The organism is Solwaraspora sp. WMMD1047, from assembly GCF_029626155.1.
Classification (GTDB): Bacteria; Actinomycetota; Actinomycetes; order Mycobacteriales; family Micromonosporaceae; genus WMMD1047.
In genome coordinates, this window is record NZ_JARUBL010000001.1 from 3,268,060 (window position 1) to 3,282,514 (window position 14,455).

The following is a 14,455-nucleotide window of genomic DNA, read 5'->3' on the forward strand; positions in this document are numbered from 1 at the left end:
GCGGTCAAGGCCGCTACAGGTCGAAGTTGCTGCTGGCCTCGAGCTGCGCCAGGGTGGCGTCCAACACGCTCGGAAAGTCTTCCTGCGGGTTGTCGGTCGCGGTCAGATAAGAACTGGTCACCAGACCCATGACCGCTCCTACCAGCGTCCGTACGGTGATGTCGTTCTTGTCGCGTCCGACGCGTTCCGCGAGGACCTCGGTGATGGCGTCGAACGCCTCGGCGAAGTCGTCGAGTACTCGGGCCCGTAGTTCGGGAACGGAGAGGATCAGCGCGTGCCGTTCCCGGGCCAGGGCAATTGCGCGCGACGAATCCCGCTGCTCCTCGTCCTGATCCTCTTCGTACAGGGACTTCAGCGCCTCACGGAGCGCGCCGATCGAGGTCGCCCCCTCCGGCTGGCTGCGCAGGGCGTGAATGAATAGCGGCGCCAGGTCGTCGTGCAGGACGACGTCCTCCTTGGTGGGGAAATATCTGAAGAACGTCGTATGGGAGATTTCCGCGGCCTCGGAGATCTGACCGATGGTGGTGGCATGGTATCCCTGCGTCAGGAAGAGGCGAATCGCGTGTTCTCGGATGGTCGCCCGGGTCTTCGCCTTCTTCCGCTCGCGCAAACCCGGTTTGGGTGCCAAGGGTGCCTGTGATGTCATGACGAGAGATCCCTTCCTCCGCACCGTTTCGGGGGCGACGACCGACGAGGGGTGGACCCGCCACTTGAGGCCGTCGTGGTGCTCGATCCGACAATGTGGGCTTGACCCGTTATGGTGATCTCACGCTACCTTGCGGCTGGTTAACGGTTGAGGTCCGGTGGCGTGGTAGGAGCATGTTGTACCAGCTTCACCCCCAGGTGAATACCGCCCTGGCGGACGCCGGTGCCCACGGACCGGACTTGGCGGTGCGCCAGATCGGTCTCGCTGGGTGACGAAGAACGACTCGGCGACGGCCTGGACGGCGCGCTGCCCGCGTCGGTGTTCCGACGGTCGCACATTGTGCCCGACGAGGGTGCTGACGCTGGCGTACGGGACGATCCGCCAGCTCTGGCGGAGACGCTCGGCGAGCTGGGCGAGGCGTTGGTCGAGTTCACGTGCCCGGGGGACGGCCCTGGTGAGCAGCCGGTCGGCCGTCGCCGCGCGGAGGTGACCGCGCACGGTCTTGCTGTCGAGGTTCAACGCGTTGCCGATTGCGGTGGTGCCGACGCCCCTGACGTGCGGCACGGGTATCCCGGCGTGCCGTTGTCGGGTCACCTCGGCGCGGCGCCCCTGCGCACCATCGGTTGACGGGCGCGGTGGCGCGACGGCTCCGGCTTCGGGCCGGTCCTCGAGACACGCGCGGTGGGCGTCGACAGCCGGGTCGTGGGAACTCAGCGGTACGCGGCGAACTGCGCGGCCGACCGCCGGTGCCGGACAGGACACGGCAGGGGGTGAGGTCAGGCGGCAGCCGGCGTTCACCGGTGCCGTTCGGGTCATGACGGATCACGCCCGACGTCGTCCGGGCGCATGTTGCCCCCAGAGGTACCCGCTCGCCGGTGACCGGTGCGCATCGTCCGCGTCGCCGAACGGGAGGACGCTTACCCGGCGGTGCCGGGGTGTCCCGCGGATGTGCGGGCCGGCCCGGGACCAGCCGTGTCAGCCGGTGAGCGACCGTCCGCCTGGGGGTGCCCAGGCGGACGGCGACTCGCGGATCCGGCCGGCAGCTGCGGCCGCAGTAGTGGCCGAACCGGATAGGAATTGCCTTTTGGGCAGAGAATCGTTGCCTTGTGAGCGTTGAATCGGAGGACTTGTGAGCACCGTGACCGATCGGTCAGCCCGAGCTGTGGCACTACTAAAGAGTGGCGCAGGACGTTGACCGGGCATAACCCCTAACGTCCCCCTAACTGTATCGATGGCTCGCGCCGTTCGACGCCGGGCGTTTATCACCGATGATCGACGGACGATTTTTGGGGAGGGCTGTCCGAAATCGGGCCGGATCTCAGCGTCGGCCGCCGACTGGGGTCGAACCGTCGATGCAGCCGACAAGAATCAGTTGTTGGAAATTTTGACAATTGCGGCCCGCAATCGCCCGTCAGGCCTTTCTGGTCGGGGGCGGTCCAACTGGGGGATCCGAGAGGGCCGTGCGGCTGCCGCCGCTGCTGTTGGCGCGGCGCCGTTCGCGGCCGGCTGGCGCGCCTCGGGCGAGGAGGCGGCTTACGATGCGGATCGAGGTCGGCGGACGGAGGGGGCGGGGTCGCGTCCGTCGTCCCGGCCGGGCTGCCGGCCGCCGGCTGGGACCAGGACGAGCCATCCGGGTAGGACCGGTCAGCCTCAGTAGGCGCCGGAGTTCACGAGTTGAAGTTGGGATCCGATGTCGGAACGCCGGTTCACCGACAACTTGCGGTAGATCCTCGTCAGATGCTGTTCGACGGTGCTGACCGTGATGTGCAGCATGCTTGAGATCTGCCGGTTCGTATAGCCCTGGGCCGCGAGATCAGCTACGCGCTGCTCCGCTCGGCTCAGCGCCGCCAGCGGGTGTGGCGAATGTGGCGAGAAACCCGCTGGGCGGACATCCCCGTTGGTCATCGGGATGAGGATCGCTTTGAGGGGGTCGGCGCCGCAGGCGCTCGCCAGCTTGAGCGCCTTGTCGGCGACGACTTCCGCGGCGTCCCGCTGATGGAGCATGCGCTGGGTGTGACTGAGGTCGGCCAGGGTCTGCGCCAGCTCGAGTCGGTCGCCGACGCGAGTGAACAGGTCGACCGCCTCCTCCAGGAGTGGTATGGCGAGGTGCCGCGGCTCGGTGGCGGCCTGGGCGCGGAGGGTGACCGCCCGGGCTCGGTGCTGTTCCGGCCGGAGCAGGGACAGCTGTTCGAGGATGAGTGCGTTCGCCTCCTCCTGCTCGCCCATGCACAGGTGGACCTGCGCGGCGCTGCTGCGCCAGGGCACGATGGTGGGGTTGTCGAACTGCCAGGCGGCAACCAGCTCCCCGGTGGCCCGGAAGGCACGCAGTGCCGCTTCGCACTCACCCGTGGCCATGTGGTAATAGCCCCGGGCGAACAGGTAGTGAGCTCCGAACAGTGTCTGTTGGATCGCCGCCGGCACCGGGGTGGTGAGATACGCGGCGGCCTTCTCGTACCTGCCCATTGCGACGGCCGTGCGGATCAACACGGAGAGTGGCATGCCGATGGCGACACCCCAACCCTCCGAGGAGACCAGCCGCAGGGACGTCTGAGCCGATCGTTCGGCCTCGAACAGCTCGCCACGGCGGAAGTGGATATTGGCCTTGGCGACGGCGAAGAGGGCGTGCCACATCGGCGCCTGGTCGTGCGGCGCGGCCTTGAGAAGCGACTCGCAGAAGGACTCGGCGATGTGCAGCCGGTCACCCCACACCAGAGCGTTGAGCGCGATGGTCAACGGAACCAGAGTCTTGTCGTCCAGACGTGTGCCGCGAAGGAGCTGTTCGGACATGTCGAGTACCTGTTCCGAGAACCCGCTGCGCAGCACCGTGTCGAGCACGGCTACCGCCCGGTGCTGGGGAGCCCACGCGGAAGCGCTCGGACTTTCCTGCGCGGGCAGTGGCCCCGGGTCCGCCAGGGAAGGTGCGGAGTGGGCCGACAGACCGGGGAAGAGGTAGGGGAGCCAGCGGCGGACGCCGTCGGCGGTGGGCGTGTCCCCGGTGAACACCGCGCCGTCGTCTTGCGGAAGTGACCGCAGGATGTCCATCGCCTCGGCGACCTGACCCGTCCAGAGCAGGTGGCTGGAGGTCCGGATGGCGGAGATCCCGTTGAGGAGGCCACGGTGTACGGCGGAGACGAGCTCCGGGAGGTAACGCTCGGCCGCCCCGGCCGGATCCGAACGCCACTCCGTGCTTATCAGCAGCGAGGCGAGGGTGGCGCGCTGCCGATCGTCCGTACATGCCTCGTGTGCGCGACGCAGGTAGCAGATTGCGGTCTTCAACTCACCCTCGCCAAGTGCCTCCTCCGCAGCCTTGCGCAGGATGGCGATGCCCCACGGCTGGGTCTCCTCGGGGTCGACCAGGTGCGGGGCGATGAGCGCGGCGCCCTCGCCGGCGTCCTTGAGTAGATGAGCCGCCTCGGAGTGCAGCTTCGCGACCTCGTCGGCGCACATGCTGTTGAGGACCGCGGCGCGCATCGCCCAGTGGCGAAAGTGGCTGTCCTCCAGCACACCCGCGGAGCGCAGCGCGGCCATGGCCTGCGCGGTGGATCCGAGGTCCGCCCCGATCAGTTGGCCAAGTAGGGGCACCGTCGCGGAGCGGTCGAGTATCGCCACCGCCTTGGTGAGATTCTCCAGCAGCGGGTACGAGCTGCGGTACAGGAGATCGAGAACGGCGCGTTCGTAGGCGGCCCCCGGATGGAACTGGCCGTCCGCAGGGGGCGGATCGGTTCGTGCGTCGTCGATGAGACCATGCATCAGCAGCGGATTCCCCCCACTGATTTGGTAGAAGGGCTCTGACAGCCGCTCCGCGGTGGCCGGTGAGAACGCCGCCGCGAGGAGGGCGAAGACCTCGGCCGGGGAGAGCAGTTCGGTGAAGACGCGCTGGCAGTTGCGGTGCCGGAGGAGCTCGGTGCGGAATGTCCGGGGGAGTTGGGCGAGATGATCGCCTTCGGCGAGGACGAGCAGCACCCGAGCCGTCTTCAGCCGCCGCATGACGTGGAGCAGGCACTGCAGCGAGAGCTGGTCCGAGTAGTGCGCGTCGTCGATCACGATGACGACCGGCTGCTGGTCGGCCAGGTCCTGCAGCGACTGCAGTATGGTGCGGCCGAGTGCGCGGGCCAACTGCTCCCGACGGTCACGCTCAGTCGATGCTTCTGGATCGCCCGTTTGCTCGTCCATCCAGGACGCGATGGCCTCCTGGATGTGCGGCAGGCACGCTCCACAGTTCTGGAACACCTGTTCGAGCACGCCGAATGGAAACGTCTCTTCAGCGTGTGACGCATAGGCACTGAGCACCTGGGCGCCGAATGTCACGGCGTATTCGGAGAAAGCGTGCAGAAGGGTGGTTTTTCCACTGGATAATGGTCCGCTGACCAGCACCGTCGAGAAATTTCCGCTGCTACATCGCTTGAGCATCTGGTTGAGTTGATCGAGTCTTGCTCCGTGTTCAGCGCGCGCTGGAGTGCGTTTTGTATGCTGCATCGGTACACCCCCGCGGGTCCTAGTTGTCCACATTCAGGACGTTGGACCCGCCTGGTGGGTCGGCCGCGCATCGGCTATGCGGCATGGCTGTCCGATGCGTGGAGCCGCCAGCGCCGTGCTCAATCGACTGAGATCTTTGGTCTGCGCGAGAAATCCCCATGTCAGTAGCCATTCCCCGTAGTCGCATGACGTGAAGTACTCTACCGCCAGCTAATGACCACGCTCTGTAGCGTCAGGTTTACCAGGGTGGACCGACGCTACCGATCGCATAGTGAGTCACAGTAGCATTTGGGTGTGACTAATGGAACCCTGACGATGCGGGCGCGGAGGTGGCGGCTGTGCCGCTGATCCTTCCCGGTCCGCCGCCGCCCCGTGCCGGGAACGTCGGCGCCGTCGGTCATCCCCCTGCCGTCCCCTAACGTTACGGAACGTGATGCTAGGGGGGAGGCGGCGACGCGCTTAGGGGATGACGGGACGAAACGATGTTCATAGGCTGTTGATCGGCCGGACTTGGCGGCGTACTCGTACACGAATTGCGGGACGGGAGGAAGATGACGATGTCCAGCGAGGAGGTCTCGGCCCGTATTGCGGCCTTCATCAGGGACAAGTATCTGGGGCGGGACGGTGATGAGCTCACCGAGGTCACTCCGATTATCGAACTGGGCATTCTCGATTCCCTCAACACCATCCTGTTGATCGGTTTCATACGCGACGAGCTCGGGGTTGTGGTGCCCCCAAGGGAGATCAACGCCGACAATTTCAAGAACATTCGCGCCATCACGTCGTTGGTTTGTGAAACCGCGGGCTCCGGTGCCGTCTGACCTGGAATGGAAGCAGGATTCATGAAAGCGGATTTCGATGTCCTGATCGTCGGTGGTGGGCCCGCCGGTTCCACGGCCGCCGCCTACCTCGCCAAGGCGGGCCTCTCCGTGGCCGTCTTCGAGAGTGAGAACTTTCCCCGCCCCCACGTGGGGGAGTCGCTCGTCCCGGCCACCACACCGGTCCTGCTGGACACGGGGGCCATGGAGAAGGTCGAGCAAGCGGGCTTTCCACGAAAGTACGGCGCGGCCTGGACGACCGCCGAGGAACGCGAGATCCCGCAGAACGGGTTCACCGGGATGTCGTACGACTGGACCGCCCAGGTCAAGTTCGGTGAGCGGCAACAGCCCGGCGTCGACCGGGAGTACACCTTCCACGTCGACCGGGGACAGTTCGACCTGATACTGCTGAAGCACGCGGAGAGTCTCGGCGCCAAAGTGTTCCAGGGCGTCCGTGTCTCCCAGGCGGACTTCGACGACCCTGACGGCGTCAGCCTGACCTGTCGAATGGGATCGAAAGAGACTCAGGTCTCCGGCCGCATGCTGGTCGACGCCTCGGGTCGGCAGACACTGCTCGGACGGCAGCTCCGCGTGAAGGACCCGGATCCGGTCTTCGACCAGTACGCCGTACACACCTGGTTCGAGGGTCTCGACCGGAAGGCGCTCGCCGCCAATCCCGAGGAGGTGGACCACATCTACGTCCACTTCCTGCCGGTGAACGATACCTGGGTGTGGCAGATCCCGATCACGGACACGATCACGAGCATCGGTGTGGTGACGCAGAAGCATCGGTTCCGTGAGTCGAACACCGATCGCGAGAAGTTCTTCTGGGAGCTGGTGCAGACCCGGCCCGACCTGCACGAGCAACTCAAGTTGTGCACCCGCGTACGCCCCTATAAGTCCGAGGGCGACTACAGCTACTCGATGCGGCAGATCTGCGGTGACCGCTTTGTGATGATCGGGGACGCGGCCCGTTTCGTCGACCCGATCTTCTCCAGCGGTGTGAGCATCGCCCTGAACACGGCGCGCCTGGCTTCGTACGACATCCTCGACGCGTTCAAGACCGGGGATTTCTCACACGACCGATTCCGCAATTACGAGCAGGCGCAGCGTCGCGGCGCCAGGAACTGGTACAACTTCATCTCCATCTACTACCGCCTCAACATCCTCTTCGTCGCATTCGTGCAGGACCCCCGCTACCGGCTCGACGTCCTCAAGCTGCTGCAGGGCGACATGTGGGACGCGGATCCGGCGGTGCTCCAGGAGATGCGTGAGTTCGTGACCACCGTGGAAAACGACCCCAACCATCTCTGGCATCCCTACCTGGGCAGCCTCCGGGCCTCCGCCCCGACGATCTGACCGACCCGGCTCCGGTGGCGTCGCCCCGGGGACTCCCGCATCCCGGCTGAGGTTGGCACAGGCCCACCTGCTCGCACTTCGAGTAGGTGGGCCTGCTGCGCATGCCTGGCCCCGCCCTGTCCACTCGGACCGACCGGAACACCGGCACCGCGGCCGATCGGGGCCGCAAACCGACCAGCGACTGTGTGGCCTGTGTGAACGGGCGCAGCACACGGCCGCGCGGCCGGCGGCCCGGGGGACCCGTCGAGACCGTGCCGGGCAGGCACTCCCTACCAGGGAGGTCCCGTGCGTTGATCCCTCGGCGGGATCGGCCGTGGCCTGTGCGTTGGAGAGCCATGGTGGCGCGTCAGCTGGCCAGGTTCGCAGTGCCGCCGCAAGGGACGGCCGCCAACCCCACCACCGGTCGCTCGTCAGCTGAACTCCCGGTCGATCAGCTCGAACACCTCGTCCGTGGACGCCGACTCCAGACGGAGGTTCAGCGGGATCTCCTCGGTTGCGGACCCTGCCTCGTCGAGGCGCGACAGAAACGCGTGGACCCGGCGCCGTATGCCCGAACGTGTCACGTTGTCCAGCTCGGTCGTGACCAGCAGATCGTCCAGCCGGTCGAGCTCGGCCAGGAGCGCCGAACCTCCCGCGACGCCGTCCATACTGTCCGGGAAGAGCAGGCCGTGCAGATGCACGGCGAGCAGTTGCGGACTGGGATGGTCGAAGGTGGCGGTCGGGGGCAGGCGCAGCCCGGTGGCGGGGACGAGACGGTTGCGCAACTCGATGGCGGTGAGGGAGTCCAGGCCGAGATCGCGGAAGCCGCGATGGGGGTCGATGGTGTGGGCGGGAGCGGACAGCACCGTGGCGGTGTGCTCGCGGACGAGTTCCAGGAGGGCCTGGCGTTGTTGGGCCGACGGCATGGCGGCGAGCCGGTGCCGATAGTCGTCGGCGTGCGGAACGTCGCTGGCGGTGCGGCGAGTGGGCACGACGGCGAGATGCCGCCACGCGGGGCTGGGCGGCGAGCTCGGCGGAGTTATCCGCGCGGCGAGATGCAACGGGTGGCGGAGCTGTGTCGCGGTCCGCATCAGCCGAAGGGCGTCCGGGGTGGCCAGGGCGTTGATGCCCTGCCGGTTCACCCGGGCGAGCTGCTGCTCGGACAGGTGGGAGGTCATGCCGCTGGCTTCCGCCCACCTTCCCCAGGCCAGGGCCGTGGCCGGTCGGTGTCGGCCAGCCAGCCGCGTGGCGAATGCGTCGAGGAAGCTGTTCGCCGCGGCGTAGTTGGCCTGGCCCGGACCGCCGAGCAGGCCGCTGCCGGCGGAGAAGAGGATGAACGCCCCGAGCCTGTGCTCAGACGTGAGGTCCTCCAGGTGCAGCGCGGCGTCGATCTTCGTGGCGAGCACCGGATGCAGATCCGCGGTCGTCTGGGCCGTCAGGATGGCGTCGCGGACGATGCCGGCGGCGTGCACCACCGCGGTGAGGGGATACTCGGGGGGAATGGCCGCGATCGCCTCCGCGAGGGCGGCCCGATCGCTGACGTCGCACGCGATGATGGTGCAGGTGGCGCCGTGGCGTTCGACATCGGCGCGCAGCTGCTCGGCGCCGGGTGCGTCAGGTCCCGACCGGGAGAGCAACAGCAGGTGTCCGGCCTGGCCGTTGGCGGCCAGGTCGCGGGCGACGAGCCCGCCCAGGGTACCGGTACCGCCGGTGATCAGGACGGTTCCCTCGGGCTCGACTGGGGCCGGTACCCGCAACACGTTCTTGCCGAGGTGACGCGCCTGACTCATGTGCCGCAGCGCCCCGGGGGCGTCGGCGAGGTCCCACGTGGTCAGCGGAGGCATGCTCAGCGTCCCCTGACGGAACAGGTCGAGGATCTCGGCGAGGATCTTCCCGATGCGCTCCGGGCCCGCGTCGGAGGGGAGAACGGTCCGATAGGTGACGCCCGGATGGTCGGCGCCGACCTGCTCCGGGTCGCGGATGTCGGTGCGGCCCATCTCCAGGTAGTGACCGCCCCGGGGAAGCACGCGCAACGTCGCGTCGACCATCTCGCCGGCAAGGGAGCCCAACGTGATGTCCATGCCCTCCCCTTCGGTGACGGCGAGAAACTCGTCCACGAAGTCCGTCGTACGGGATCCGGCGATGCGGTCGGCGGGAACGCCGAGTCGGCGGAGGGCGTCGTGCTTGGCGGGGGAGGCGGTGGTGTAGACCTCGGCCTGCCAGTGCCGCGCCAGTTGCAGGGCGGCCTGTCCCACCCCGCCGGTGGCCGAGTGGATCAACACGCGCTGACCCGCCCGGACACCGGCGATGTCGGAGAGGGCGTAGTACGCGGTCAGGAACACCGTGGGCACCGAGGCGGCCTCTTCGAACGACCACTCGTCGGGTATCCGGACCAGGGTGCGATGATCGGCGACCGCGGTCGGCCCGAACGACCCCTCGAACATGCCCATCACCCGGTCGCCCCGGCGCAGCCCGTGCACCCCCTCCCCGACGTCCAGAACCTCGCCAGCCCCTTCGGTGCCGAAGCCGTCCTCGGCCGGCAGCATGCCCAGACCCACCACGACGTCGTGGAAGTTGAGCCCGGCCGCCCGTACCCGCAGGCGCACCTGCCACGGTGCCAGCGGCTCCATGACCTCCGGGCAGTCCACCACGCCGATCGCGTCGAGCTCGCCGGATCCCAGCGGCGCCAGCCGCCAGGCGGAGCCTGTCCCCAGACCCCGCACCCGCAGATCCTGGCCGTCCGCCCGGTGCAGCCGTCCCACGAGCAGCTGTCCGCCGCGGACCGCCCACTGCGGATCGTCACTCTGGACCAGAGTCGCCAGGATCCGCGTCAGGTCGCTGCCGGGGCTCGTGGCGGGTGGGTCGTCGTGCCCGCCCCCGACTGCGGGAACGGGCTCCGGCGCGGGGTCGAGGTCCAGGAGGATGAATTGACCAGGATGCTCGGCCTGGGCGGAACGGACCATTCCCCAGGCCGCGGCTGCCGCCAGGTCGGTCACGTCGCGCGCGGGATCGGGGGCGGCGTGGGTGCCGACCGCTCCCCGGGTGAGCACCACCAGGCGCGCCGCGGTCAGGCGGGCGTCGGCAACCCACGCCTGGAGCACCCGCAGCACCTCCTCCGCCACCGTGTGCGCGGCGGCGGCGACCGCCTCCGGTCCGCCGGCGTCGGAGTGCCCCGCACAGCTGAGCATGACCACCGGCGCAGGGGACGGGCCGGTTTCCGGGCCACCCCGGTCGCCGGCGGCGACGATGGCGGCGATCTCGTCGATTCCCGCACATCGCCGCACCGCCACACCGGTGGCGTCCAGCAGGCTGCCCACGCCCAAGCGGTCCGGGCCGGTCAGGAGCACCTGCGACGGCAGGGTCGGCCCAGGTCCGGACCCGGGCGGGTCGGCGGGTACCCAGTCCAACCGGTACAGCCCCGCCTCCTCGACCGCGCTGTCCGACCGGCGTCCGGCCGCGGCGATCTGCCCGGGATCCACCGGGAGGACGGTCAGTGAGTCGATCAGCGCGACGGGCTGCCCCGTGGCGTCGGCGATCGCCAGTCGTACCGTGTTCTCGCCCGCCGACGTGATGCGCACCCTCGCCCGCATTGCCCCGGTGGCCAACAGCGACACGCCCCGCCAGGCAAAAGGCAGAAAGACGCCGTCGCCGGAGAAGAAGCCACCGAGTGACATCGCATGGTTGGGCATGTCGAGCAGCCCGGGGTGGATGCCGAACCGCGCGACGTCGTCGCGCGCTGTCGGCGGTAGCCCGACCTCGACGAAGAGCTCCCCGTCGCGGCGCCAGACCGCGCTCAGTCCCCGGAAGGACGGTCCGAACACGTAGCCCTTGCCGGCCAGTTCCTCGTACCACCCGTCCACGGGCACCGCCACCGCGTCGGCGGGCGGCCACGATGCGAAGCTCTCGAACGCGTCGCTGTCCGGCGGCGGCGGGGTTGCGCCGTCGTCGACGGCGACGACGGCACGGGCGTGCCGCGTCCATCCTCCCGCACCGGTGGCCGGGCGGGAGAAGACACCGATCTGGCGGCGCCCCTCCCCGTCGGGGACCTCGACCACCACCTGGATCCACACCGCCTCCCGATCGGGCACGACCAGCGGCGTCTGCACCACCAACTCCTCGACCCGGCCGCACCCGACCTCGTCCCCGGCCCGCAGCACGATCTCCAGGAAGGCCGTCCCCGCCAGGAGTACCTGACCCGCGACCCGGTGATCGGCCAGCCACTCCTGGGTGGCCAGCGACAGCCGGCCGGAGAGGATCACCGGGCCGTCAGCGGCGATCTCCAGGGATGCCGCCAACACTCCATGTGCCACTGGTTTCATGCCTGCACCGGACGCGTCCCCACCCCGGGCCCGCTCCCGCAGCCAGAACCGCTGGTGGTCGAAGGCGTACGTGGGAAGTTCGGCCGCCCTGCCGTCGCCGGTGATTCGGCGCCAGTCCACCGGAACGCCACGGGCCCAGAGCTGACCGGCGGCGGCGACCACGGACTGAGCCTCGGGCCGGTCCGGGTGCAGCGTGGTCGCCTGGACCACGCCGTCCTGATCCGTCGCCTCGCCCGTGCCGACAGCGAGACACTCGGCCGCCAGCGCCGTCAGACTGCCCGTGGGGCCCAGCTCGAGGAAGCTGTTCACGCCCGCTTCGATCAGGTGACGTACTCCCGCCATGAACTCCACCGGCTGCCGGATGTGCTGGGCCCAGTACGCCGGCGAACACGCCTGCTCGGCGGTGAGCACGGTCCCGGTCACATTGGAGACGATCGGAATGCGCGGGGGGTGGAACGTGAATGCGGACGCCGTCCGGCGGAACTCCTCGACCACCGGGTCCATTCGGGCTGAGTGGAACGCGTGCGTGACCCGGAGCCGCCGTACCGAACGGCCCCGGGCGGACCAGCCATCGGCGAGTTCGCCGATCGCCTTCTCGTCGCCGGAGATCACGGTGGCGGCCGGGCCGTTGACCGCGGCGATTTCGGCGAGCCCCTCGTACGGCCGCAGACTCGGCAGTACCTCGTCCCGCGAGGCCCGTACGGACACCATCGCGCCACCGGCCGGCAGCTCCTGCATCAACCGCCCGCGCGCGGCCACCAGTGCGCAGGCATCGGGCAGGCTCAGCACGCCGGACAGGTGTGCGGCGGCCAGCTCACCGATCGAGTGGCCGATGAGGAAGTCCGGCTTCACACCCCAGGACCCGAGCAGCTCGAAGATCGCCACCTCGAGCGCGAACAGTGCGGTCTGCGTGTACAGGGTCTGATCGAGCAGCCCTTCGCCGTCGGGCCCGACGGAGCCGAACATCACCTCGCGCAGCGGGTACTCCAGATGCTTGTCCATCTGTGCGAACACGGTGTCGAGCGCCCGTGCGAAGACCGGGAAGGCGGCGTACAGTTCCCTGCCTGCCCCGACCCGTTGAGCTCCCTGGCCGGAGAAGAGGTACGCCAACTTGGATCGGGACCGGACGCTGCCCCGGGCCACGTCCCAGCTGGGTGATGTACCGTCAGCGTTCCCGCCGTCCAGAAACGACTCCAGCCCGGCCGTCAGCTCGGTCCGGCCAGGTCCGGTGAGCACCAGCCGGTGCGGGAGGCTGGCCTGGCGGGCAAGTCCCCGGGCCACCTCCGCCACGCCGGCCTCGGGCGACCGGGCCAGGAACGCGCGGAGTCGTTCCGACTGCCCCCGCAGGCCCTGCGCGCTGCCGCCCGACACAACCCAGGGCATGGCGTCGGCAATGGCGGGATCCGCGTCCTCGACGGGGGCCGGGTCCGACGCTTCGTCCTCCGGCGGGGTCTCCTCCACTATGACGTGTGCGTTGGTGCCGCTGATCCCGAAGGAGGAGACGCCGGCCCGGCGAACCCGTCCCGCGGCCGGCCGCCACGGCACCGGATCGCGGAGCAGCGCGAGGTTTCCGGTGGACCACTCCACCAGCGGAGACGGATTCCGGACGTGCAGCGTTTTCGGCAGGGTCTCCTGACGCATCGCCATCACGGTCTTGATGATGCCGGCGGCGCCCGCCGCCGCCTGGGTGTGGCCGATGTTCGACTTGACCGTGCCCAGCCAGAGCGGTCGGCGACGGTCCCGCCCGTAGGCGTCCTGCAGCGCCTGCACCTCGATGGGATCGCCGAGCCGGGTCCCCGTACCGTGCGCTTCCACCAGGTCGACGTCGTCCGGGGTCAGCCCGGCGTCGGCCAGCGCCTCGCGGATCACGCGTTGCTGCGACGGGCCGTTCGGGGCGGTCAGTCCGTTGCTCGCGCCGTCCTGGTTGACGGCCGAGCCCCGGATCACGGCCAGCACCCGGTGGCCGTTGCGCCGGGCGTCCGCCAGGCGTTCCAACAACAGCAGCCCCACCCCTTCAGCGGCGCCGAAGCCGTCGGCTTCGGCCGAGAACGCCTTGCACCGGCCGTCCGGCGACAGCGCGCGCTGCTTGGAGAACTCCACGAACAGGGCCGGGTTCGACATCAGCATGACGCCACCGGCCACGGCCAGTGAGCACTCACGGTGCCGTAGCGCCCGCACCGCGAGGTGGGTGGCCACCAGCGACGATGAGCACGCCGTGTCGACGCTCACCGCCGGCCCCTCCCAGCCGAAGGCGTAGGCCGCGCGCCCCGACACCACGCTGGTCAGATTGCCCACCACCGCGTGACCGTCGATCCGTTCCGGGGGCTTGGACAGGTCGGAGACGTACCCGGAGTTCGTCGCGCCGATGTAGGTGCCGGTGGTGCTGCCGCGTAGATCGTGGGGGTTGAGGCCGGCGCGCTCGATGAGTTCCCAGCAGACCTCGAGCACCAGTCTCTGCTGCGGATCCATACCGAGCGCCTCGCGGGGCGAGATGCCGAACAGTTCGGCGTCGAATCCTGCGATGTCGTCGAGGAAACCGCCGCCCCGGACATGGGTCTTCCCCGGGCGCTCCGGATCCGGGTCGTACAGATCCTCGTCCCAGCCCCGGTCCTGCGGGAACGGGCCGATCGCGTCGCCGCCGGACGCCACCAGGTTCCAGAGGTCCTCGGCGGAATCCACTCCGCCGGGATAGCGGCAGGCCATGGAGACGATCGCGATCGGTTCGCGAGCCGAGGCGGTGAGCTCGTCGTTCGTCCGCCGCAGTCGTTCGTTCTCCTTCAGGGACGCTCGCAGGGCCTCGACGATCTCCTCGTTCGATGCAGCGCTCACCGTGTTCTTCCCACTTCCAGAAGTCGTGT

At 68.9% G+C, this 14,455-nt stretch carries 6 protein-coding genes; 3 read left to right on the plus strand and 3 right to left on the minus strand.

The genetic code is table 11. From position 1 onward, the window contains the following. Window positions 1-13: 13 nt before the first annotated feature. A complete protein-coding gene (locus tag O7627_RS15090) occupies window positions 14-646 on the minus strand; it encodes a TetR family transcriptional regulator (protein ID WP_278094132.1) in 633 nt (210 codons plus the stop codon). A gap of 222 nt (window positions 647-868) precedes the next feature. Here O7627_RS15090 and O7627_RS15095 point away from each other — a divergent pair, with 222 nt between their 5' ends. Continuing rightward, entirely contained in the window at window positions 869-1,273 is a 405-nt protein-coding gene (locus tag O7627_RS15095; protein WP_278094133.1) for a hypothetical protein, read from the plus strand. 1,023 nt (window positions 1,274-2,296) lie between these two features. On the opposite strand, the gene O7627_RS15100 is transcribed toward O7627_RS15095, so the two are convergent. Then, window positions 2,297-5,155, minus strand: coding sequence for an AAA family ATPase (locus O7627_RS15100; RefSeq protein WP_347404658.1), 2,859 nt, complete (start codon window positions 5,153-5,155; stop codon window positions 2,297-2,299). Between the two features lie 524 nt (window positions 5,156-5,679). Between O7627_RS15100 and O7627_RS15105 the strand changes: the two genes are divergently transcribed. Continuing rightward, the gene (locus O7627_RS15105; protein ID WP_278094135.1) at window positions 5,680-5,943 is read left to right on the plus strand and encodes an acyl carrier protein; all 264 of its coding nucleotides are present in this window, start codon (window positions 5,680-5,682) and stop codon (window positions 5,941-5,943) included. A 6-nt stretch (window positions 5,944-5,949) separates the two neighbouring features. After that, a complete protein-coding gene (locus tag O7627_RS15110) occupies window positions 5,950-7,299 on the plus strand; it encodes an NAD(P)/FAD-dependent oxidoreductase (RefSeq protein WP_278094136.1) in 1,350 nt (449 codons plus the stop codon). 410 nt (window positions 7,300-7,709) lie between these two features. On the opposite strand, the gene O7627_RS15115 is transcribed toward O7627_RS15110, so the two are convergent. Further along, complete coding sequence (locus O7627_RS15115) at window positions 7,710-14,426, minus strand: type I polyketide synthase (protein WP_278094137.1); 6,717 nt, start codon at window positions 14,424-14,426, stop codon at window positions 7,710-7,712. Window positions 14,427-14,455 lie beyond the last annotated feature (29 nt).

What these genes read in the sequence shown, in the direction of transcription:
- O7627_RS15090 (WP_278094132.1), bottom strand. Translation starts at nt 646, where the DNA reads ATGACATCACAGGCACCCTTGGCACCCAAACCGGGTTTGCGCGAGCGG.
- O7627_RS15100 (WP_347404658.1), bottom strand. Translation starts at nt 5,155, where the DNA reads ATGTGGACAACTAGGACCCGCGGGGGTGTACCGATGCAGCATACAAAA.
- O7627_RS15105 (WP_278094135.1), top strand. Translation starts at nt 5,680, where the DNA reads ATGTCCAGCGAGGAGGTCTCGGCCCGTATTGCGGCCTTCATCAGGGAC.
- O7627_RS15110 (WP_278094136.1), top strand. Translation starts at nt 5,950, where the DNA reads ATGGAAGCAGGATTCATGAAAGCGGATTTCGATGTCCTGATCGTCGGT.